This is a genomic window from Exiguobacterium sp. PHA03, from assembly GCF_041945985.1.
Classification (GTDB): domain Bacteria; phylum Bacillota; class Bacilli; order Exiguobacteriales; family Exiguobacteriaceae; genus Exiguobacterium_A.
The window spans coordinates 1,782,403-1,803,130 of the sequence record NZ_JAUTYQ010000001.1; the positions used below are offsets into that span (position 1 = coordinate 1,782,403).

Sequence of the window (20,728 nt, forward strand, 5' to 3'; positions counted from 1 at the left end):
TCTTTTGTCGTAAAGCAAACGTACCTTGTTTAGAAATAGTTTTCCATCATATCAAAAAGGGACTCGCCCGTAAGAGCGAGTCCCTGTTGCATTCATTATTCTGGTTCAATCAAACCGTAACGACCATCCTTACGACGGTAGACGACGTTCGTGTTGCCCGTTTCTGCGTCTGAGAAGACGAAGAATGCGTGTCCGAGCATGTCCATCTGAAGAATCGCTTCTTCCGTGTCCATTGGTTTGAGTGTGAAACGCTTCGTCCGAACGAGTTCGAGTTCTGCCTCGTCCTCTTCATAGACTGGCGCTTCCGCTTCCGGTCCTTCGAGCGTTTTGAAGTACTCTCCGATGCCACCTTCTTTAGCGCGCCCTCTCCGGTTCAATTTCGTTTTGTGTTTCCGGATCTGACGTTCGAGCTTATCGACGACGAGGTCGATTGCTGCATACATATCGCCATTGACATCCTCAGCACGGAGCAAGAGGTTTGGCATTGGAATCGTCACTTCGACTTTTTGTTTCTCATTATTGACTTTGAGATTGACATAAGCCGTTTGCGCTTCCGTAGGAGTTGTAAAATAACGAGTTAACTTTTCAAGCTTTTTCTCGACGTAATCCTTGAGAGCATCTGTGACGTCCAAGTTTTCACCGCGAATGTTGTAGATCATGTAAACTCCTCCTTAAGTAACCGGTTGAACCTATGAATTCGAGATGCTCCAGTCGTTTCCTTCTGAATATTCGAAATTCTTTGGTTCGTTTTTATTATAGCACGATAAGTGAAGGAAGACCATGAGAACGATGACATTCTCATGAACGTTCACTACTGTTCTTAGCGTACGATAATATTGAAGCATGTTGATGTTAACGTATATACCCGTTTTATTCGAACTCAAAACAAAAACCGCTTTTAGGCGAATAGCCTAAAAACGGTGGCGGCTGCTATTGGATTAGATCTTTGAAACGTTCGCAGCTTGTGGACCACGATCGCCTTCAACGATTTCAAATTCCACTTCTTCGCCTTCTTCAAGTGATTTGTAACCATCGACTTGAATCGCTGAGAAGTGTACGAATACGTCTTTCGCGTCAGACGTTTCGATGAATCCATAACCCTTTTCAGCATTGAACCATTTTACTTTACCTTGTTCCATTCGAATTCACGTTCCCTTCGCAAACCAGAGTTCGAGAGCTAGCTCTCTACGGCTTAGTCTATCAAAAGAAGGAATTATTGACAATTAAAAATTCTGATTACTTTGAATTCAATCTAAAAAATGAATAATATTCCCTACTTATTGCTCTATATTTTAAAAAATTACATTGTCATTACAGTTGTATTATTGTATTATATCGTTAGTAATTACCTATTTTATCCATTGTCCTATCTTAAGGAGGATGTAGTCGAATGCGACCATTCCATAATGACGAAAAGTATCGAATCACGAAACGGACGGTGGCGATTCTCCCGTGCTACGATATGATGAAGCAATCCATCATCGTACTCGAGGATGGCTCGACCATCATGACCCCGCTTCGACCGTATCAACTACTGCAGCTTTCCTGCAGGCAATACAACAGTTCCATTGAGGAACGCATCGTGACAGCAAAACGTGTCGCATCTGTAAAAGGAAAAGTCCCAGTCGTCATTGAACCGACACTTGGCCTCGTGTTTTTCCCAACGAAATCACCGAAACGTGATGATTGCGAGTGGTATGCTTGGAGCCACATGTCTGAAGTCCTCGAGGAAGACGGACAGACGAAGCTCAAGACTCGTAATGGCATGATCCTTCCCGTAAACGCCTCTCCTTACATCGTCCGCAACCAAATGAAAGCAACTGGCGAGCTGATGGCTCGTTATCAACAATTGAACGCGATGACATTAGAGGAACGCTTTAATGCAATCAAATCTTAAAGAGTAACCGTAAAAAAATCAGGGTTGGGCGATGAATTCGCTCAATCCTTTTTGGTTTCTGCCGATATATAATGAGATGACAGTTTTAAAAAACAAGGAGGCTTCTCGATGAACATCCAATTGAATCCGGCACGTCCGGCGCAATCCCCTGGTCAGACGCCGCTTTTGGACACAAAGACCTATAAAGGAACGGTCCTTGAGCAGACTGGTCCGCATACGGCTCTCGTCCAGGTCGGTCGGGATAAGATCGAGATGACCTTCACAGGCGACGTTCCGACAGGTGATTTCCAGTTCAAGGTCAAAGGACAGACAGCAGAAGGTTACCTGATTGAACAACTGACACCAGCGACACCGGATGCGGAAACGCCACCTGTCCTGTCTGTTCCATCAAATGTCAATCCCGCTTTGCTTGAAGGTGTGCCTGCAGAACTGAAGCAAGCCGTTGCGAAGTTACTCGCGAGCGGTCAACTGCCACAGACACCGGAAATCGTCGCCCAGCTCGTGACGGCACTGCAAGGAACGTACAAGGACTTAGCACTCGAACTCGTATCGCGACCGGGTACTACACTGCCCGTTGACGCCGACGTCTTAATCGCAAGTCTCCTTGCGACGACGGAAGACTATCCGGACGTCCTACCGGAACGAGACGCCTTAAAGGAGCAGCCGACGTTCGAAAAAGCCGTCGCGCTTGACGTCGCTCGCGTCACACTACCGACGCAACGCGAGATCGAGACAGCGTCGCCCTTGCATATCCGACAATACATTGAACACATACCAGCAGAGAAACGCCCGGCACTCGTCGCAACGCTCGAACAAGGCGAGATCGAGACTGTCCGTAAACAACTGGCGCCCTATTTCCCGCAAACACCGCTTGAACCAAAGACGAGTGTCCGTGAGCAATTGATCGGTCTGACGGCACGGGCAAGTCAATCGGAACCAGTAACGGGGCAACCGGCACCGGTCCGCTCTGCCTTGACGCTCGTCCGCGAAGTGACGCCACGGCTTGCTGAGATCACGAATGATTTCAAGAGCCAACAGCGAACGATCGTCTCCCAACTTCGCCAGATCGAACCGCTCGTCGAGACACGTCCGGCCCAGATGGTCGCTGTCATCGAGAGTACGGCGCAACGCTTAAAACAAGTCTTCCAGCAAACGGATGCTTTGTTACATACCTCGATGAAGGATGAAAAACAGCTAGTCCACTTTTTATCGAAACTCGAACGGGGTGCGGAACTGGCGTTACTCGGGCGTGGAACAGAGGCAAAAGCCGTCTTACAAGAAGTCCGGGTTGCGTTTGAAGCCTTCCGCTATGCGCCAGCAAATGTCCGTCCGACTTACTTACCGGAGATGCAGGGACTGCCGCCACAAGCGCCGTCTTTACAAGCGCAGCCCGCAACAAAAACCGTTCCATATGAGCCGCAACAGAACAGTCCACGTCTTTTGCAGGAGACCGTCCAAAAGACGCTTCAGCTCCAGACGGCGGAACTGAAACTGAGTACGCCGGCAGCAAATCCGGAAGCTGCCAAATTGCAGACGTTCCTTGCAGCACAACAGCAAGTTAATAAACCGGACAGTCAGCAACAGTTGAACCAGATTTTACTCGCCTTACCGGTCCAACTTATTGAAGCGACGGCAGGACTCCACGTCCATTTGCAAAACAAACGGCCGGACGAAGTGATCGACTGGGAAAACAACACGTTGTACGTCCAGCTCAATACGCCACGCCTCGGGGAGATCGGTGTCCGGGTCGAGACCGTTAATCGCAAGATGCAGATCACAATCGAAAACGATCATCCGGTCCTTGAGCAACTGGCAACACCGTTCCTCGATCGGACGACGGACGCTCTGCAAGCAACCGGTTACCAAGACGTCCGAATCCAGTTCCGTCCATTCACGCGCGAACAAGTCACAGAAACCGTCAAACAAGACGAGACACCACGTGGCTACGACTACCGTATCTAAAAGGAGAGACCGATATGTATCAGAAAATCGACTTAACCGGACGCAAGACTGCTGCTGTCCTCCGCTACGATGAAGCATCCGGTCAAGCACCGATCGTCGTCGCTCGAGCTAGCGGTCAAGCCGCCGATCGAATCCTGCAAGAAGCACGGGCGAACGGGGTCGCGATTGAACACGATACGTCACTGCTCGGTCATTTGCTCGATCTCGACCTCGGGACGGCGATTCCACCGCAACTTTACGACGTGATGGCAGAACTGCTCTTACTAATCGAAGAACTCGACAACGCGAAAGGACGGCAGACATGACAGAACAAGAACTCTACGCGATGACCCCACAACAGCTGACGGAAGTGATGTTGACGGGACTCGTCCTTCAATACGATCGCGCCATTCTCGCACGTGATACGAACCGTTTTGATGAGGTGAACGAACGCTTACAAAAAGCCTATCAGTTACTCGACAAATTGCAGGCGGGGTTACATGACGACGGTGGCATCATCACGGCACAACTGGACGCGCTCTACCACTATCTTGCTGAGCAAACGTTACAGGTCTATAAGACGTCGCGTGTCTTAGACGAACTACTCGAACTGGCGGAAGACTTACGCGTCACTTGGCAAGCGGCACAGACCGTCGATCGACCACTCGTGCGCGCCACACATCATCAACGATACGAAGGGATGGAATACGAATGAGAATTACGAACAACGTTCAAGCCTTGAAGGCTTATCGCAATCTCAGCATCAACCAGACGAACGTCAAGACGACGATGGATAAACTATCGAGCGGTCAAAAAATCAACCGGGGTGCGGATGATGCAGCTGGTCTCGCGATCTCGGAGAAGATGCGCAATCGCTTGAAGGCGCTCGATAAAGCGGAACAGAACGTTCTTGACGGAGTCTCGATGATTCAAACGGCTGAAGGTGGTTTGAGTGAGACACATAACCTGTTGCAACGGATGCGTGAACTCGCCGTCCAAGCTGGGAACGGAACACTCGCAACCGAAGACCGGTCAGCGATTCAAGAAGAGATCAACCAGCTGACGAACGAAGTCTCGCGGATCGCGAAGACGACCCAGTTCAACGGCAAAGAATTGTTGAGCGGCAAGTTCAACGATGCCGACAGTGCGCTGTTCATCCAAACGAATGCTGGGGCAAACGAAGGGATTTCGATCACGATTAACGACATGCAAGCTCTTGCGATCGGCGTCAGTTCAACGACACAAACTGATCCCTCGATTCGTCCGCTTGATTTCTCGAGCGGTGACGCACCCGAATACGCCCTCAGCGTCATGACGGCAACGGATGCGAATGATGCGATCAGCCATTATACGAAAGCAATTGATACGATCTCTCAGCAACGTTCACAACTCGGGGCAATTCAGAACCGGTTTGAAGCGACGTCATCCGTCCTCAGCGTCAGCGTCGAGAACTTGACGGCGTCGGAATCACGGATTCGCGACACCGATATGGCGCGTGAGATGATGGAATATGCGAAGTACAACATCCTTAACCAATCGGGGATGGCGATGATCGCTCAAGCGAACGCCTTGCCGCAAGGCGTCTTACAATTACTCAACTAAGGAGGCAGATCCGATGGATATCCGCCGCATCCAAGAAACGCAACGACTCCAGTCTTTAAAAGGCGGTCCCCGTGAAGTCGAAGCGTCGACGACCTTCTCTGCCTTGATGCAGGAGAAACGCGACCACAAAGGTTATGAACGCTTGCAACAAAAGCTCGCGCTCGTCGAAGAACATGGTCAATTGCTCGCTGAGAGCCAGACGATCGAGCACCTCGAAAGCTATAAAGAAAAAATCAAGGACTTCTTAAAAGATGCCCTCGACCAATCGCAACAACTCGAAGAGAAGCGCGGCTTCAATCGCCGCGGTCGGACGAAAATCTATAAAGTCGTCGAGCAAGTCGATGCGAAGCTCCTTCAGTTGACGGATACGGTCATCTCTGGCGAATCGCGCCGGCTCGATATCCTCGACCAAGTTGGCGAGATCAAGGGAATGCTCGTCAACGTCTTCGTGTAATCTAGAATTAGAGGAGTTCCCCTACATGCCAGACTTATATCTTAAAAAATGCACCTGCCCCTACTGCTTGAAAACGACGGAGACGAAACGCGTCCTGTCGCGACATATCCGTGTCGCCTCGACCGACTTTGATGGCTTCATCCGCCATCAAGGCGTCAACGTCTATCTCTATGAACCGGTCCAGTGTAGCCATTGTCGGTTTTTCTTCCACGAGTCGTTCGGAAAGTTGTCGCCGGACGTTCGAGCGACCTTACAAGATCACATCCTACCGACGCTTCCTGTCTTACCGTTTGCCGGCACAGAGCGGACGATCGAGCAGGCAATTCAGCTTTATAAGCTTTGTCTCTACACGGCTCAAGTGACGGAGCAGAAGCCAGCGATTCAAGCAATGCTCGGCGTTCGCCTGTCCTGGTTGCATCGCTTGACCGGTCAACAAGCGGAAGAACAACTTTGGGCGAGCCGAGCGATCGAGAAGTATGTCTCGCTTTACGACAACTACACGTCCGTTAAAGAGAGCGGGCTTCCGGAAGACGTCCTGTTATTGCGGATCGCTGACCTGCATGCTGTGATGAAAGATAAAGAGCAGGCTCGCCTCTGGTACAGTCGTTTGTTCCAAAGTAAGACAGCGACCGATAAAATCAAAAAAGACGCACGAACCCACTGGGAATGGGTCCAGGAACAAGAGTGATGTTTTTTATAAAAACAACAAAAATACCGATCAGACGAGAAATTGCTCCAAGGTCTGACCGGTATTTTTGTCGTACGCTTATGACTCACGACGATATTTTTCTTCTTCATAGACATCCGGTGTATCAGAGATAGGGCGTTCGAATTCTTCCCATGATTCCGATTCGACGTCCGGTTCAATAAACTGATCGTACGAGCCGTCCGATTGAAAATACGGCTGTTGTACAGGACGTTTTTTGTCTTCCCGCTTGGTCACGAAAGATCCCTCCCTCACATAAGAAAGTTACTGACGAGAATCAAAATACGGTGAAAAACTATGATCGACTTCTTCGTACGGATCAACGTACGATTTACGACTCGTTTGCGTCTGACGCAACTGACTGATTTGTACCCCTAATTTAGCCGTTTCTGCTGATAATTTCAAGTCGATTTTCCGACTATCAGCAACGAGTTCCTGGATGATGGCTTGATTGGCTCCAGCAAGCAGATTCGAGTGGGCAGCGATGAACGCTTCGCGTTCGTTCAGAAGACTTTGAATCTTCTCGATCCATTCGTCATATGTCTCTTCATTTGGCGTTTGATCAAGCAGCTCAATCAGTCGTTTTGTCTTCAGGCGAAACGGATCGAGCGGACTCATCGTTGCCGTGCGAGTTTCATCGCTTCTTTCCACGTCTCACGAAATTCTTCCGCAAAACCAATCACTTCGTCGATTGCAACCAAATCATTTTTGACGTTGGCATCAATTAAGCGTGTTTGCATATAATCATACAGGCTGTTCAAGTCCTTTGATAAGGCAATCGATTGATTGAGCGTCAATTGCAACTCACTAATAATCGCTTGGGCTTTTTGGATGTTGGTATTTTTTTGTTCAATCATCTTCTGTTCGATCGCTCGTTTTGCAAGCATCGAGAATTTGATCAATCCTTCGTATAACATCAACGTTAAATCCTGAGGTAACGCCGTCGTTACCGAGTTCGTTTGATACGTCGCATAAGGGTTCATCGCGTTTCCTCCTTTTTATTGTCCTTGTCCGAGATAGCCAGCAAGCGTTGATGACTGACTGTTTGCTTGATTCATCGCTTGTTCCATCGCCGCGAATCGGCGATAGTAGCTGTCTTCTTTTCGTTTTAGCTTGTCTTCCCACGACAGCATGCTTTTATCAAGATCCGCAAGCGATTTCCCGAGTCGATACGTCGTTGCAAGCGCTCCGTCACGACCGGCGACTCCAGAAATCTTGTCACGGAGTGTCGTTGCGAAGCCTTGAATTTGACGAACAAAACCGTCAAGTCCATTCGGATTCGGAATCGTATTCCCTTGCACATCCTTCGTCGGTTCCGGTGCATCAGCTGTGAATAGTTTATAGACGCCTTCTGGCTGTTCTTCAAGCATCTTCTTTAGTTTTGTCTCATCGATTTTTAGCTTCCCACCGTCACGGAAGTCACTCGTTGAAGTGATCCCGATTTGCGACATGTACTGAAGTTGAATCGTATCCGTACCTGATGTGTAGGAATAACCGGTATCGATTTTCGACGAGATGGCACTGCGGAACTGATTTAGCCCGTCCTGTAAGTAGCTGTCGTTCTTCAAGACACCACTGATTGCTTTTTCTTCCCATTTCTTGACTTCATCCTCGCTCAGTTCCTTACGCTGGGCATCTGTCAATGGTTGATAGTCACGGTATTTCTCTTCACGAACCTTCTTGTTCATCTTATCGATGACGTCATTGTATTTATCAACGAAGTTTTTGATTGAATCAAAGTTTTTCTGTGTATCGAGCGTCGTATTAATCATCGTCGCTGTTTCCGAGACATTGTTCAAAGTGATCGTCAGCCCATTTTGAGTGAACGTATTCGTTGTCTGTTCGAGTTGTTGTCCACCAATCGTGTACTTTGCGTTCTGCCCTTCACGACCGAATATTGCATCCTGTGAATTAACCTTCGCAGTATTATCCGATGCATCGACGATCGAGATATCGGCTCCTCCTGGATTTAAGTTTCCGGTACTCGTTTTCGTTAAGACGAGTTTTCCTGTTAAATCGTTGAACACGGCGTTCATACCAAGACTAGTTTTACCGTTGATTGCCGCTGTCAAATCCGAGATTTTTTGTGTTGCATCCAACTGCAAAGTTTCTGTCACTGCAACACCTGTTGCATCGAATGTATTGATTTGGACGTTAATTTTGCCATTCGCATCCTTCGTGAACAATCCACTCTCTTCAAGTGTGGCATCACTCTTCTTTCCGCTTGCTGCGACCATGGTTACCGAAGCGGCACTCGCGAGCTGATCAATGCTGTCAATCGTCACACTGCCAGCTGACGCTGCTGGACTCGCCGTTACCGCCAAAGCCGTCGGATTGGAGCTCGTGACAGTCTTTGATTGATAGTTCTTCGATAACAGCATATCGCTTGCCGCTGTCCGGAAGTCAAGCAATGCCCGGTTCATCTCCCGATATGCATCACGTTGCCATGTCAGTGTTTGCTTTTTTTGTGATAACCGATCGACCGGCGCTCGTTCTGCCTGCATCAATTGTTTGATCATCGTTTCTGTGTCAATTCCACTTGCTAAACCGCTCAGTCGAATACCTGCCATCCAATCAGTCCTTTCCGTTAAATCCGTTTATCGATTAATTGATTAAATTCCATGAATGCTGCAAAAAAATCAAGTTCTTTCTTACTTGGAATCTCTTGCACAACGTTATTATTCGTATCGACGACTTGAATATAATATTCGTTCAGCTGTTCATGTTTAACGAATTTCAATCCTGTTCGTTGCAGTTCAAGTTTGATGTTTGCTTGTTCCATCGCTGTTTCAAGCTTTGTAATGTGTTGGGGTGTCGGTAGGACAACGACTCCTTCTCCTGCTAACGCTTCTTGATTCGCTTCCACAAACACATTCCGTGTCGCTTCGTACGGTAGGACGTTCGAAGGTAGATGAAGGCGAATTTCCGTATTGATGGAATTCATAGTCGGTCACTCCTTATTTATTCTCTATGTAGTATATCGGTCAGTTCATCTGATTTGTTAGAGCTCTAACAGAACAATACAAAAAAGGTCACGGAACGAGTCCGTGACCTGAACAATCGATATGTGCCAGTTACGATTAACGGAGTAATTGGAGAACGCCTTGCGGCTGTTGGTTCGCTTGCTACGCGCATTAGCTTTCGCTAATGATAAGACTATATCTTCATCCTAGATTTACTAGGAGCTGGGCACTTCCCCCGCCGTCTTCGGAGTACGGATTTCATAACCATCGGACAAGTCCATTAGGTCGTCTATCCTAGTCGTTGAACCTTCACCAAGGTTTCCCTACAGGTGCTTGGCTGCTGATTGTCCAATCCTTGATGTTTTTCAGAACGGTCACGCTCGCCGTTTCCAGCCACGTTGTCGTACATTAAGGCTCTCAGGAGTTCCAGCAATTCACCCAGTCATGATCTAATCCGTTACCAGATTAGACGCCCGGTAGAATCATTCATCGAAGGAGTTGGAGAACGCCCTGCGGTGTTTGATTCGCTTGAGCCAACATTGCTTGTGCAGCTTGTGCAAGAATTGAGTTCTTCGTTTGAGACATCATTTCTTTCGCCATGTCAACGTCACGAACACGTGATTCAGCCGCTGTTAGGTTTTCAGAAGATGTTTTCAAGTTATTGATTGTGTGATCAAGACGGTTTTGATAAGCTCCTAATTTAGAGCGCTCAGATGAAACTGTATCAATAGCAGTTTGCACAGTAGTGATCGCAGCGTCTGCTCCAGCTTTAGTAGAAACGTCTACAGCATCAATTCCTAATGCTGCCGAACGCATATCTGAGATACTTAAGTTAATATTCTGGCCTTGGTTAGCTCCAATTTGGAAACTTGCCGATCCAGATGTGACAACTACATTACCAATAGCAGCGCCTGCAGCATAACTTGAATTTGTTTTAATTTCAATTCCGAAATCCGAGAAATTTAAAGTTTGCGCTCCACCTGCGTTGCTAATTGTTTGTGTTTTTGTACCACCATCACTCATTGTTAATTTACCAGCTGCTGCAGTAATTGTGTAAGTACCGGCTACAGCACCATTAGTACTAGCAGAAGCGACACCAGCTTTAGCAAGCACTGTTGTATTTGCTGGAGTTTGATCTACTGCTCCGCCTAAACCACCGTTCAAAAGTTTTTTAGTGTTAAACTCTGTATTATTACCGATACGATCTACTTCAGTCAATAATTGACCTACTTCTTTTTGAATTTCTGCACGGTCATTATTGTTGTTAGTGTCATTGGCAGATTGAACAGCTAATTCGCGAACACGTTGCAAGATGTCATGTGTTTCGTTCAAAGCACCTTCAGCTGTTTGAATCATTGAAATTGCATCTTGTGAGTTCTTAGAAGCCATATCCAAACCACGAACCTGCGCACGCATTTTTTCAGAGATTGCAAGACCAGCTGCATCGTCGCCCGCACGGTTAATGCGAAGACCTGAAGCTAATTTTTCCATTGATTTGCTTTGTGCAGCTGAAGCTGAAGATAGCTTGTTGTGCGTGTTAAGCGCTGTAATGTTGTGATTGATAATCATTGTAATTTCCCTCCATAGGATTAATTTTTTGTCTCTTTGAAGATCCGTCTTCTCCGAGATGTGTCCCCTGGCCGGCCCAAGGGTGACACGGTAGAATTAGTCGATGACTGCTTCCACCTTATATATCGTCGTCCACTCGAAATGTTTAACAACTTTCTTCAAAAAAAATACAAAAAAATCGCACATCTGCTTTGGATGTACGATTTCCCTATAGTTTAGAGACGCGTCGCACCCGTCTCCTCTTGTAATTGTTCCGCCACTGCAACAAGCTCTTCCATCGCACCATTCACTTCACCAAGCGATGCCGCTTGATGACTTGACGCTTGCAAGACTTGTTCTGCGTGTTTCGATGCTTCCTCGACCATTGCAAGGATATTCGCTGTCGTTAAGCCGACTTGGTCGATCTCTTGATCCGATTTGACGACAAGCTGGTCAACCGATTTCACACGTGAGTAGACATTTTCTGTCGAATGATGAATCTCTTCGAATGACGATCCAGCCTGCTCAACAAGTCCGACACCTGTAGCGACTTCACTTTGAACATCGGTCATTGCGTTCGCCGTATCATTAACAAGACGCTTGACGCCAGAAATCAAATCCGTGATTTCTTTTGCGGAGGTGGCTGTCTGTTCCGCGAGCTTCTTGACTTCTGCTGCAACGACCGCAAAACCACGTCCTGCTTCACCTGCGCGTGCCGCTTCAATCGATGCATTTAAACTGAGTAAGTTCGTTTGTGCCGAAATGTCACTAATGACATCCGTGATTCGCGAGATTTCGCCTGTCATATCCGTCAGGCGACCGTTGAGTGTCGCAGATTGTTCCATCTTCTTCGAAATCATATGCATCGCTTCAACAGAATCCGTCGCCAGTGTCTTGCCGTTCTGCGCTTCCGTCTGCATGACCGTCGCTGATTTCAAGGCTTCGTTCATCTCTTTTGCGACTTCATCCATCGTCCGTTTGACGGCACCGAGCGCATCCATCGACAAGTAGGCTTGATCGACGTTTTCGTTCATCTTCGCTGATAACTCTGCCATCGCTGAACGGATGCTTTCACCCGACGCATTGCCTTCTTGAACTGCTGCTGCGATTTCTTGCGCGGACGCTGTCAGCTTATCGCTTGAGCTGCCCATCTGTGTCGCCTGTTTGCGGATATGTAAGACCATCACTTCGAGTTCGTGCATCAATTGGTCGACTTCATCGCCGCGCTTCGCTTCCTCGAAATCGACGTTGAAGTTGCCGTTCGCGACTTCACGTGCCGTTTCCGTCGCCTTTTCGATTGCTTTGATCGGTTGACGCAAGATCAATTGAATCAATGACGTTCCAATCAACGATAACAGTAAACCGATCCCTGCTCCGATCCAGATCGCATTCGTATCTGCGATGTCAAGCCCCCGGTGGAGATAAAGTACAAGCTGAGCTGAGATGCCGCTCGTAATGACCGAGATAGCTAAGACCCAAAAGAATAACCGTACCTTCAAGTTGCTTCGTAATTTACGCATAACCGAAACTTCCTTTCCTGTATCTTCTTTCACCGTCCTATCTATCGGTTTCTTTTGTAACCGTTTTAAGTCAGTTGACCTAATTTAAAAAAGTGATTTCCAGTGATATGACAAAAGCACATCAAAAAGAGTGATGGATCAAATCATCCATCACTCTCTTTTTCTTATTTCCGCTCAATCTCAACATATTTATATGAGATATCCGTTCCGACATTGTGTCGGGCAAGATTCTTCACTTCCGTGTTTTGCAAGAAGGCATTCTTCCGTTGGTAGACAGGTGAGATCGCTTGATCGTCGAGCAACAAGCTTTCCGCTTTACTGAGTAAGGCAAGACGCTTGTCTTGATCGAGTTCACTTTCAGCCTGTTTCAAAAGACGGTCATACTGTTTGTTCGAGTAATCCATCATGTTGAATGGGTTACCAGTCGTGAACAAGTTCAGGTATGTCGTCGCATCCTGATAGTCTGGTGCCCAGCTTGCAAGTGACAGATCGTAGCCCCCTCTTCCTTCACGTGCGAGACGTTCTTTCTTCGGTAGTGACAACAGTTTGACGTCGACGTTCTGTTTCTTCAACGCTCCTTGGATGTACTCACCGATTTTTTTCGAGACGTCATCGTCTTCGATCAACATCGTCAATTCAAGATTTTGCTTCGCCAGCACTTTGTTCGCCGCTGCTACATCATATGATGATTCGATTTGACGCGCACTATCGTATTTCGGATCAAGTTCTTTCGGTACGATGTAGTCAGCTGGGAGTGATCCGTTTCCAAGCAACGTTTCCGTCATCGCTTTTTTATCATATGCTGCGTCGATCGCTTGGCGTGTCTGTTTATCTTTCAACGCGTCCGTCTTTTCGTTCATCCGGATGAAGAACATCCGCGAATCGCTGAACGTGTTGTACTCTTTTTGATCCTTGTACGTCACGACGTTCTCCGAGTTGAGTGGTGCAACATCGAGATCGCCTGACTCGAACAAGTTGATCGCAAGCATCGGATCCTTGATGATTTTAACGTCGACTTCGTCGATTTTGACGTTCTTCCGGTCTGCGTATTCGGCGTTCTTCGCAAGCGTATAGCCTTGCTCGGCTTGATATTTCTTGAAAGTAAATGGTCCGTTGTAGACGTTCGTCTTTGGATCCGTCCCGAACTGGTCGCCTTCTGCTTTGACGATATCTTCCCGGACCGGCATATAGGTGCCGAACGTCGTCATGCTGAGGAAGTACGGCGTCGGACGTTTTAATTCGATCTGGAGTGTCTCGTCGTCGACTGCTGTCGTTTTTTCGACCGGTTCAAGCAAATAAGCGAACGGTGAGTTCGTTTTGACGACACGCTCGAACGCATAACGGAAGTTCTCCGCTGTGACGGGCTTTCCGTCTGACCATTTTGCATTCGGGTCAAGCTTGAACGTGTAGACTTTTCCGTCCTCTGATACGCTATGCGATTTTGCTGCTGCCGGAACAAGTTTGTTCTTCTCATCAAAACGATAGAGTCCTTCGTAGATTTGATTGAAGATGTTTGACGTGATGGCATCTGCCGGGTCAACCGACAGGAGATCGTAGCTCTCCATCGTATGCAAGACCTTCTTATCTGCTTTTTTATCCTCTGCTGGTTCTGTCGTTGCACATCCTGCGAGTAAAACTGCCGTGCTCGCCGCTGCGATCAATGTCTTTTTCATGTGTAGTGCCTCCTGAGAAATGTGATGAGCGTTGGATGATTCGGCATTTGACGTACAACAAAAGGCGCCCTCTACGCATAGCTAACAGCTAATGCATAGAGGACGCCTGTATCCGCGCGGTGCCACCTCTGATTGAGACGAAAAATCGTCTCCACTTGTCGCTGGTCCAACAACCAGCTAGCCTGGTAACGGGGGCAACCGTCCTGTCTACTCGAAGGTTCAACAGGCTCTCAGCGGTCCATTCTCGTTCAGCTTACCGTGTCAGGCTCTCACCATTCCTGACTCGCTTGGTCGGCAGTGTTGACGATACTTACTCCGCGTCGTCGATGTAATTGATATGGCTTAACTTGTTGTTTACTTTACACGGCTTGTTTTTCGCTGTCAACGAAAAAAACTCAGAACGGGTGGTCTTCTTGTTTTTCTTGTTCCCGACGGACCGGTCGTGGTTGAATCGGTTCGACGTGTTTGACATGTGTTCGTGTAACGATGCGGTTACTGAGTGCTGCATCGACCAAAATCGTGATCGCTGCTGCCATGTGCAAGAACATCCCAACGACTGGAATGACACCGACTGTTGATGCGACGATTCCGACGATGTTCCCTTTTGAGACATTTCCCGCGCGTGCCGTCAATACGACGACGACGATGTGAAACGCGAGCATCAACCACAGAGCATTGTAACCTGAGAAAATGACGATCGAACCACCTAAGAGCGGAATCCCGAGCACCGCTTCCATTCCACCTGATACCCACTTCAACGTCCGCAATGAATCCTGTCGACTCTCCATGACGTCGCCTCCTCTTTTTTTCCATATGTCTAGTATACGACGGATTGCAGAAAAGGTTCCAACGTTTTTGTTTAGTTTGTAAAATAACAAAAAAACGATCGACGACTATACTCAAGTCTTGCTCCCTTTCCTCAGGCGAGACACAAGCCGCGACTCTTTCGATTCAAGCGAAGAGCCGGGTCTTGTTTGTCTCTAACAGCGCAACCGCGCTTTTTCCTGTAGGAGTGGAGCGCCTTGAGCATCCAGCATGCACTGGAAGATCCGTCAATCGCTCATGATTTTAAACTGCCAACACGTGGAACTGATAACCACGATGGACGACGAATCCTGCCTCTTTATAAAGATCAAGCGCCCGATCATTATCCGTCTCGACGTCGAGCTCGAGTTGTGTCCGACCTGACCGGAACAACGCTTGAACCATCAATTTCAGCATCTTTTTGCCGTAACCATTACCTTGCGCTTCTGGACGAACCGCGAACGCATGGATGCTCGCTTGCGTATCGGAAGCAAGGTAGGCACGGATGACGCCGACCGGTTTGCCGCTTGCGACACCGATGAACGTGATGCGGTCATCAGATTCGATTGCTTGATAGATCGACTCTGCTTCTTCATCCGTGTTCCCGAACGATTTACCAAGCGTCTCGACGATGAACGGACGGTCGTCTGCTGTCGCTTCGCGTAATTCGAAATCCGGATCGGCTTTTAAGAACAACTGCGCCTTCTTCAAAATCATATTGTACTCGGTCATCCGGTACTCAGCACCTAACCCTTCAAGGACGGCTTGACCTGACTCACTTGCATCGTCAATAACGAACGTGAAGGCTTCAACGCCTGCTTCCGTTGCGCGCGCCCGTGCCGCTTCAACGAGTGCCGTGAAGATTCCTTGTTTCCGGTAATTCGGATCAACGAAGACATTCAATTCCCACTCCGTCGGTAAGTACGCGAATGCTTGTAAATATCCAATCAATTGTTCGCCATCATAGATTGCGAAATCGTTCTCGCCGACCCAATCGGCTGCGACTTTTAATTCAATGCCATCGTGATCGTTGACACATTTTTCGAGTTGTAATACATCTGTTGTTTGTTTGACGTCTGTGACGTTCCATTCCATATTCATTCACCTCATTTTCAACTATACCGAACGAACAAAAGAAGCACTAGCAAAAGCTAGTGCTCATTGCAGTTTGAATGTCTTCATCATCTGCGGGACGTCCTTAACGATCAAGTTCTCGATCGCTTTCTTGCCGACAGCACCTTTAACGGCTTCCGTCGGTAAGACGTAGTAGTAGGTTTTACTACCTTTCGTCCCGAGATATGTACCATATCCGATTTCACGGTCGAACTGTTTTTTCGAGAGCTTCTTCGGCTCGTAGTTCAAATTGACGAGCAGCTGATCCGCTCCTTTGACTTTATAATACAACGCGAACGTACCACTCCGCGTGACGACACCGTATTTTGATTTAACGGTCTTATTCTTGACGAATTCGACCTTGTCTTGCTGGATTGCCTTTTTCAACGCATCCGTCGTCTTGACCGTATAGCCGAACGTCTTGTTCGCGACGACTCCTTTGCTATACGTTACGTTGCTTGCAGCAAAGCCCGTCACTGGAGTCAGACATGCTCCGAGTAAGACTCCTGTCATTGCGATTCGTTTCATTCTGACTCCCCCTTAAAATGATCGATAGTTATGGATTCCCTTTTGTGAAATAGGTAAACTCTATTCTCGAAAAAGATTTGACGGAATTGTCTAAATTTCTTACGATAGGGATAACGAAACGAAATGGGGTTAAAGCGATGACTGAACAAGAACAATTAACGCAAGAACAGCTCGATAACTTGCTCAAGAATGCGTTTGCAATGCAGGTTCCGATCCTCGAGAAGTTCATGAAGGATACACACGATCGTTATGCACTCGCAACGACGTCGTTCAAGCGTGACATGGAAGCAATGAAAGAGACGGAATGGCATCAGTTCTTCGCTAGTAAACTGTTACCACACTTCTTCCTCGAGCACCTCGGATTCGGGGCATCGTTCCGCTTCAATGGACACGATAAGGAAGTCGATCTTCCGGAAAACGTCGTGCCCGTCCGTAATGATGCCGATGAGCAAATCGAAAAAGTCGTCCTCGGGGTCAAAAAGGCGATGCAAGATGAGCACATCAAGAATCACGATCTCGTCGCGAACTTCTATAAAGAAACACTCGAACTCGCTTGCCAAATGGGGAGCCGTGTCGGGATGAGCGATGAGTTCTATACTCTCGTCAAACCAAGTCTTGTTCATGCGAACGACGGTCAATAATCGTTACATTAATTCAAGAGAGGTCAGTTCCGGAATGTTTTCCGAAAACTGACCTCTCTTTTTGTATGCCTGATAGAATCCGTTTAAAACTGAACGTAGAACACCGCTCCCCCACCACTTCGGTCGCGAACACCATAGTCGAATTGATGACTATCGAGAATCATCCGACTGATCGCAAGACCAAGTCCATGTCCGGCACTGCCTTCTTGTTTGACGTAGACGTCCCAGATCGTTGCCCGGTCTTCTGCTCGGACACCCGCTCCTTCATCCTCGACCGTCAATTCGTCATGTGTTAGGCGAACGGTGACCGTTCCGCCGACTGGTGAAGCAAACCGGGCGTTCATCAAGAAGTTGATCAGGACACGTTCGAACATCCGTGGATCAAGTGATTGCCTAACCGGTTGCAGCTCCGTCGCCAGCGTCAGTCCTGCCTGCGTGAACGTCCCGCGGAGGCGTTCAACTGTCGCAAGCACGAGTTCATCAAGTGCCACCTCCGTCTTTTCAAGTGGCATCCGTCCACCGGCAAGCTTCGAATAAAGCAACGTTTCATCAATCAAATGACCGAGTCGATCCGTCTCCTCGATGATACTCGTCGTCACGTCGGGTAGTTCGGCAACGGGAATGACACCTGCTGCGAGCGCCTCAGTCTCGTTTCGAATGATTGCGAGTGGCGTCCGCAAGTCATGGGTGATACCGGCGATGAACGTCTTTTGCAGATGATCCTTTTGTTTGAGCTGTGTCTGCATCTCATCGACGGCGTCAATCAACTCCCCGACTTCATCCTTCGGTCGTGCTGGCAGGACGACGTCCGTTTCACCAGCACCAATCTTTTGAGCGACAGATCGAAGCGTCACGATCGGTCGTGTCAGGTGCCGTCCCATATAGTACGCGAGTAAGGATGCCAGCAACAGGGTCACAAGTAACGCGAGTCCGATCGCGAGATAAACACCACTCAGCGCACTACTCGCTAGTGGTGCCTGTCGGACCGTCGTGATGCGCGTTCCATCAACCGTCAACTGATACGTCAGCAATCGTTCGTCTTGCACTTCAATAACATCTTCCTTCTTGAGATTATCAAGAAGTGGCAACCGCCCCGCCGGTCCGCGCGCTCCAATCCGTTGCGTCAATCCATCGGTCGTTAAAAACCCTTGGATGTCACGCGGAATCGGCGTGTCGGCTTCAAGCGCTTGTTTAATGATGTTCGCTTCCCGCGCGAGTTGATCGTACCGTTCACCTTCTGCAAATCGATTGACGAGGAACGCCGTCAAGACGAAACTAAGAACCCCCATCACGAGCAACGGACCGACGACAGCGTATAAGAATTTCCGCATCAAAGGACGTCGTTTCATTCGATCGCCTCCAATCGATAGCCAACCCGGTGCACCGTCTTCAATTGTTGTTTAATGACAGGCAACTTATCTCGCAATTGTTTGACGTGCGTGTCGACGGTCCGAGTATCGCCTCCGAATGCGTAACCCCAGACGTCATCAAGAATCTGATCCCGGCTCAGTGCCTCCCCGAGATGTTCGATGAAGTAAAGCAACAGTTCAAATTCCATCTTTGCGAGACTGACTGCCTGTTCTCCCGCTTTGACTTGGCGTCCCTTCTCATCGATCGTCAAGTCACCGAGCACATGGCGGGCGACCGGACGGACTTTTAATGCCCGTTCGAGCCGGATCGTCAATTCCTTCAGGACGACCGGTTTGACGAGATAATCATCGGCACCGAGTTCGAGTCCGAAGACACGATCATCTGCCTCCCCACGCGAGGTCATCATGAAGACGACCGGCGGCTGAACTTGTGATTTGATACTTGGCACGAGCGACCAACCGTCACCGTCCGGCAAGCGGACGTCGATTAAGACAGCGTCAAACGTTGTCGTTAAGCACTGTTTCGCCTCTGCTAACGAACCGGCAATCGTCACCTCATACGCATGGTGACGCAGGAAGCGTGCCGTCACCTGCGCTAATTTTTGTTCATCTTCAATCAATAGTACATTCATGGTCATCCCTCCACTCCTAGTGTAGCGCCTTTTTGTCCAGATTTTCCTTTCTTCGCAGTTTCTTTGCAACTTCCTCACAACTTCTCTTTCGTGACCCTCTACCATAAAAGGTGAAAGGAGTGATCATCCCATGACATTCAAAAAACAATGGATCACTGCATTGACAATTAGCGCATTAACCGTCGGAGGCGCATCCGCATATGCTGCGACGAACGACGACTCGAGCACGACAAAACAAGCGAAACACGGGCACCACTTCGAAGGTATGAAAAAACACGACATGACGTTACTCTTGAAAAAATTGAATCTGACACAAACTGAGGCAGACGCTGCCCGGGAGAAAGGGCAATCAATCGCCGATCTCGCAAAAGCAAAAGGCATCTCGTTCGCTGATTATAAAAAGGCAGAACTCGCAGCAGCGAAAGAACAACTCGCAAGTCTCGTTAAATCAGGTGACTTAACACAAACGCAAGCAGACGACATGTTGAAGCGTCAAACGGAACGCTTCAGTGGCGTCAAAAGCTACGATGAACTCAAAGACAAGATGCCGATTGGTCGTCATGGTGGACCTGGTTTCTTCAACGAATCGTTGATTGCTGACGTCCTGAAAGCACTCGGACTGAGTCAGTCAAAATTCGATGCAGCGAATCAATCGCTCGCTGCTTATGCGAAGGCACAATCGATTAAGTTCGCTGACTACAAAAAAGCGTTGCTTGCAGCTCAGACGAGTGAACTCAATCAACTCGTCAAAGACGGGAAGATGACGAAAAAACAAGCAACAGAAATCAAGTCTCGTCTGACAGAGGAATACAAGGACGCGAAGAGCTATGATGATCTTCCGGATCGCGGTGATCACGGTAAGCGTGGTGACCATGGACCGGGTGGTGTCTTCGGTGACTCGACGTCAGCAATTTTAAAAGCACTCGGACTCGATGAAGCGAAATTCAAAGCAGCGGATCAATCATTGCCTGAATTCGCGGAAGCGAACAAGATTGCTTACGCCGATTTCGAGAAAGCCGTCCTAACAGCGCAAAACGCTGCGATTGATCAACAAGTCAAAGATGGCAAGCTGACAAAAAAACAAGCAAAGCAGATCAAGGAACACACCCAGTCACGAGCGGATGCGGTCTCAAGCTACGCTGATTTGAAAAAAGGACCAGAGCGCGATGGTCATGGTCGAGGACACGGACCTGGTCCGGGTGGTGACATGCCGGGCGCACCGGATCAAGGACCGGATGCGGATCCGAATGCGAGTGCTACATCCGTCGATTTAGCGATTTAAGATTTAGACCGAAGCTCCTTCACCGGAGCTTCGGCTTTTTTTGTTCACGTTAGG

General features: G+C 48.3%; 24 protein-coding genes and 1 other annotated feature. Of the genes, 9 read left to right on the forward strand and 15 right to left on the reverse strand.

Annotation, left to right across the window (positions count from 1 at the left end; genetic code table 11):
* Positions 1-95 precede the first annotated feature (95 nt).
* Entirely contained in the window at positions 96-659 is a 564-nt protein-coding gene (hpf, locus tag Q7C19_RS09370) for a ribosome hibernation-promoting factor, HPF/YfiA family (RefSeq protein ID WP_035410035.1), read from the reverse strand.
* Between the two features lie 279 nt (positions 660-938).
* Positions 939-1,139, reverse strand: coding sequence for a cold shock domain-containing protein (locus tag Q7C19_RS09375; protein WP_023469248.1), 201 nt, complete (start codon positions 1,137-1,139; stop codon positions 939-941).
* A gap of 251 nt (positions 1,140-1,390) precedes the next feature.
* Here Q7C19_RS09375 and Q7C19_RS09380 point away from each other — a divergent pair, with 251 nt between their 5' ends.
* The 7 genes from Q7C19_RS09380 to Q7C19_RS09410 all read left to right on the forward strand — a co-directional run bounded on the left by Q7C19_RS09380 (position 1,391) and on the right by Q7C19_RS09410 (position 6,582).
* Entirely contained in the window at positions 1,391-1,897 is a 507-nt protein-coding gene (locus Q7C19_RS09380; protein WP_375091989.1) for a competence protein ComK, read from the forward strand.
* Between the two features lie 108 nt (positions 1,898-2,005).
* Positions 2,006-3,859 carry a hypothetical protein gene (locus tag Q7C19_RS09385; protein ID WP_375091990.1) on the forward strand — a complete coding sequence of 618 codons (1,854 nt, stop codon included), beginning with the start codon at positions 2,006-2,008 and terminating at the stop codon, positions 3,857-3,859.
* Positions 3,860-3,873: 14 nt separating this feature from the next.
* Positions 3,874-4,164 carry an EscU/YscU/HrcU family type III secretion system export apparatus switch protein gene (locus Q7C19_RS09390; protein WP_375091991.1) on the forward strand — a complete coding sequence of 97 codons (291 nt, stop codon included), beginning with the start codon at positions 3,874-3,876 and terminating at the stop codon, positions 4,162-4,164.
* Positions 4,161-4,553 carry a flagellar export chaperone FliS gene (locus Q7C19_RS09395; RefSeq protein ID WP_375091992.1) on the forward strand — a complete coding sequence of 131 codons (393 nt, stop codon included), beginning with the start codon at positions 4,161-4,163 and terminating at the stop codon, positions 4,551-4,553. The genes Q7C19_RS09390 and Q7C19_RS09395 overlap by 4 nt, the downstream gene beginning before the upstream one ends.
* Positions 4,550-5,440, forward strand: a complete 891-nt coding sequence (locus Q7C19_RS09400) for a flagellin N-terminal helical domain-containing protein (RefSeq protein ID WP_375091993.1) — start codon at positions 4,550-4,552, stop codon at positions 5,438-5,440. The genes Q7C19_RS09395 and Q7C19_RS09400 overlap by 4 nt, the downstream gene beginning before the upstream one ends.
* Before the next feature lie 13 nt (positions 5,441-5,453).
* Positions 5,454-5,894 (forward strand): YaaR family protein, encoded by a 441-nt coding sequence (locus tag Q7C19_RS09405; RefSeq protein WP_058705025.1) that lies wholly within the window; start codon positions 5,454-5,456, stop codon positions 5,892-5,894.
* A 25-nt stretch (positions 5,895-5,919) separates the two neighbouring features.
* A complete protein-coding gene (locus tag Q7C19_RS09410) occupies positions 5,920-6,582 on the forward strand; it encodes a DUF2225 domain-containing protein (RefSeq protein ID WP_375091994.1) in 663 nt (220 codons plus the stop codon).
* A 78-nt stretch (positions 6,583-6,660) separates the two neighbouring features.
* Here Q7C19_RS09410 and Q7C19_RS09415 read toward each other — a convergent pair whose 3' ends face one another.
* From Q7C19_RS09415 to Q7C19_RS09465, 11 genes are all read right to left on the reverse strand, one after another.
* Entirely contained in the window at positions 6,661-6,837 is a 177-nt protein-coding gene (locus Q7C19_RS09415) for a hypothetical protein (protein ID WP_375091995.1), read from the reverse strand.
* A gap of 27 nt (positions 6,838-6,864) precedes the next feature.
* Positions 6,865-7,218, reverse strand: coding sequence for a hypothetical protein (locus Q7C19_RS09420; RefSeq protein ID WP_375091996.1), 354 nt, complete (start codon positions 7,216-7,218; stop codon positions 6,865-6,867).
* The gene (gene fliS / locus Q7C19_RS09425) at positions 7,215-7,583 is read right to left on the reverse strand and encodes a flagellar export chaperone FliS (protein WP_035410054.1); all 369 of its coding nucleotides are present in this window, start codon (positions 7,581-7,583) and stop codon (positions 7,215-7,217) included. The genes Q7C19_RS09420 and fliS overlap by 4 nt, the downstream gene beginning before the upstream one ends.
* 15 nt (positions 7,584-7,598) lie before the next feature.
* Positions 7,599-9,170 (reverse strand): flagellar filament capping protein FliD, encoded by a 1,572-nt coding sequence (gene fliD, locus Q7C19_RS09430; RefSeq protein ID WP_375091997.1) that lies wholly within the window; start codon positions 9,168-9,170, stop codon positions 7,599-7,601.
* Between the two features lie 17 nt (positions 9,171-9,187).
* Positions 9,188-9,544 carry a flagellar protein FlaG gene (locus Q7C19_RS09435; RefSeq protein ID WP_375091998.1) on the reverse strand — a complete coding sequence of 119 codons (357 nt, stop codon included), beginning with the start codon at positions 9,542-9,544 and terminating at the stop codon, positions 9,188-9,190.
* Between the two features lie 505 nt (positions 9,545-10,049).
* Positions 10,050-11,132 (reverse strand): flagellin N-terminal helical domain-containing protein, encoded by a 1,083-nt coding sequence (locus Q7C19_RS09440; protein ID WP_375091999.1) that lies wholly within the window; start codon positions 11,130-11,132, stop codon positions 10,050-10,052.
* A gap of 215 nt (positions 11,133-11,347) precedes the next feature.
* Positions 11,348-12,631, reverse strand: a complete 1,284-nt coding sequence (locus Q7C19_RS09445; RefSeq protein WP_375092000.1) for a methyl-accepting chemotaxis protein — start codon at positions 12,629-12,631, stop codon at positions 11,348-11,350.
* 164 nt (positions 12,632-12,795) lie between these two features.
* The gene (locus Q7C19_RS09450; RefSeq protein ID WP_375092001.1) at positions 12,796-14,304 is read right to left on the reverse strand and encodes a peptide ABC transporter substrate-binding protein; all 1,509 of its coding nucleotides are present in this window, start codon (positions 14,302-14,304) and stop codon (positions 12,796-12,798) included.
* A 95-nt stretch (positions 14,305-14,399) separates the two neighbouring features.
* Positions 14,400-14,637: a binding site (T-box leader), on the reverse strand.
* Positions 14,638-14,699: 62 nt separating this feature from the next.
* Positions 14,700-15,092 carry a hypothetical protein gene (locus Q7C19_RS09455; protein ID WP_035410070.1) on the reverse strand — a complete coding sequence of 131 codons (393 nt, stop codon included), beginning with the start codon at positions 15,090-15,092 and terminating at the stop codon, positions 14,700-14,702.
* A gap of 280 nt (positions 15,093-15,372) precedes the next feature.
* A complete protein-coding gene (locus Q7C19_RS09460) occupies positions 15,373-16,203 on the reverse strand; it encodes a GNAT family N-acetyltransferase (protein WP_375092002.1) in 831 nt (276 codons plus the stop codon).
* Positions 16,204-16,266: 63 nt separating this feature from the next.
* Positions 16,267-16,749, reverse strand: a complete 483-nt coding sequence (locus tag Q7C19_RS09465) for a hypothetical protein (RefSeq protein WP_035410076.1) — start codon at positions 16,747-16,749, stop codon at positions 16,267-16,269.
* A gap of 137 nt (positions 16,750-16,886) precedes the next feature.
* Here Q7C19_RS09465 and Q7C19_RS09470 point away from each other — a divergent pair, with 137 nt between their 5' ends.
* Positions 16,887-17,390 carry a hypothetical protein gene (locus Q7C19_RS09470; protein ID WP_029342519.1) on the forward strand — a complete coding sequence of 168 codons (504 nt, stop codon included), beginning with the start codon at positions 16,887-16,889 and terminating at the stop codon, positions 17,388-17,390.
* A gap of 83 nt (positions 17,391-17,473) precedes the next feature.
* Here the strand turns inward: Q7C19_RS09470 and Q7C19_RS09475 are convergent, their stop codons facing one another.
* Positions 17,474-18,739 (reverse strand): HAMP domain-containing sensor histidine kinase, encoded by a 1,266-nt coding sequence (locus tag Q7C19_RS09475; RefSeq protein ID WP_375092003.1) that lies wholly within the window; start codon positions 18,737-18,739, stop codon positions 17,474-17,476.
* On the reverse strand, positions 18,736-19,392 hold the full coding sequence (locus Q7C19_RS09480) for a response regulator transcription factor (RefSeq protein ID WP_290785608.1): 657 nt from the start codon (positions 19,390-19,392) through the stop codon (positions 18,736-18,738). Before Q7C19_RS09480 ends, Q7C19_RS09475 begins: the two co-directional genes overlap by 4 nt.
* A 130-nt stretch (positions 19,393-19,522) precedes the next feature.
* Between Q7C19_RS09480 and Q7C19_RS09485 the strand changes: the two genes are divergently transcribed.
* Complete coding sequence (locus tag Q7C19_RS09485; RefSeq protein ID WP_375092004.1) at positions 19,523-20,674, forward strand: hypothetical protein; 1,152 nt, start codon at positions 19,523-19,525, stop codon at positions 20,672-20,674.
* Positions 20,675-20,728 lie beyond the last annotated feature (54 nt).

Bases quoted from the DNA above. Each gene is read 5' to 3' on its own strand.
- Q7C19_RS09400 (WP_375091993.1), top strand. From the start codon at position 4,550: ATGAGAATTACGAACAACGTTCAAGCCTTGAAGGCTTATCGCAATCTC.
- Q7C19_RS09380 (WP_375091989.1), top strand. From the start codon at position 1,391: ATGCGACCATTCCATAATGACGAAAAGTATCGAATCACGAAACGGACG.
- Q7C19_RS09455 (WP_035410070.1), bottom strand. From the start codon at position 15,092: ATGGAGAGTCGACAGGATTCATTGCGGACGTTGAAGTGGGTATCAGGT.
- Q7C19_RS09445 (WP_375092000.1), bottom strand. From the start codon at position 12,631: ATGCGTAAATTACGAAGCAACTTGAAGGTACGGTTATTCTTTTGGGTC.
- Q7C19_RS09440 (WP_375091999.1), bottom strand. From the start codon at position 11,132: ATGATTATCAATCACAACATTACAGCGCTTAACACGCACAACAAGCTA.
- Q7C19_RS09420 (WP_375091996.1), bottom strand. From the start codon at position 7,218: ATGAGTCCGCTCGATCCGTTTCGCCTGAAGACAAAACGACTGATTGAG.
- Q7C19_RS09470 (WP_029342519.1), top strand. From the start codon at position 16,887: ATGACTGAACAAGAACAATTAACGCAAGAACAGCTCGATAACTTGCTC.
- Q7C19_RS09385 (WP_375091990.1), top strand. From the start codon at position 2,006: ATGAACATCCAATTGAATCCGGCACGTCCGGCGCAATCCCCTGGTCAG.
- Q7C19_RS09405 (WP_058705025.1), top strand. From the start codon at position 5,454: ATGGATATCCGCCGCATCCAAGAAACGCAACGACTCCAGTCTTTAAAA.
- Q7C19_RS09450 (WP_375092001.1), bottom strand. From the start codon at position 14,304: ATGAAAAAGACATTGATCGCAGCGGCGAGCACGGCAGTTTTACTCGCA.
- Q7C19_RS09475 (WP_375092003.1), bottom strand. From the start codon at position 18,739: ATGAAACGACGTCCTTTGATGCGGAAATTCTTATACGCTGTCGTCGGT.
- Q7C19_RS09435 (WP_375091998.1), bottom strand. From the start codon at position 9,544: ATGAATTCCATCAATACGGAAATTCGCCTTCATCTACCTTCGAACGTC.
- fliD (WP_375091997.1), bottom strand. From the start codon at position 9,170: ATGGCAGGTATTCGACTGAGCGGTTTAGCAAGTGGAATTGACACAGAA.
- hpf (WP_035410035.1), bottom strand. From the start codon at position 659: ATGATCTACAACATTCGCGGTGAAAACTTGGACGTCACAGATGCTCTC.
- Q7C19_RS09460 (WP_375092002.1), bottom strand. From the start codon at position 16,203: ATGGAATGGAACGTCACAGACGTCAAACAAACAACAGATGTATTACAA.
- Q7C19_RS09485 (WP_375092004.1), top strand. From the start codon at position 19,523: ATGACATTCAAAAAACAATGGATCACTGCATTGACAATTAGCGCATTA.
- Q7C19_RS09395 (WP_375091992.1), top strand. From the start codon at position 4,161: ATGACAGAACAAGAACTCTACGCGATGACCCCACAACAGCTGACGGAA.
- fliS (WP_035410054.1), bottom strand. From the start codon at position 7,583: ATGAACCCTTATGCGACGTATCAAACGAACTCGGTAACGACGGCGTTA.
- Q7C19_RS09410 (WP_375091994.1), top strand. From the start codon at position 5,920: ATGCCAGACTTATATCTTAAAAAATGCACCTGCCCCTACTGCTTGAAA.
- Q7C19_RS09480 (WP_290785608.1), bottom strand. From the start codon at position 19,392: ATGAATGTACTATTGATTGAAGATGAACAAAAATTAGCGCAGGTGACG.
- Q7C19_RS09465 (WP_035410076.1), bottom strand. From the start codon at position 16,749: ATGAAACGAATCGCAATGACAGGAGTCTTACTCGGAGCATGTCTGACT.
- Q7C19_RS09375 (WP_023469248.1), bottom strand. From the start codon at position 1,139: ATGGAACAAGGTAAAGTAAAATGGTTCAATGCTGAAAAGGGTTATGGA.
- Q7C19_RS09390 (WP_375091991.1), top strand. From the start codon at position 3,874: ATGTATCAGAAAATCGACTTAACCGGACGCAAGACTGCTGCTGTCCTC.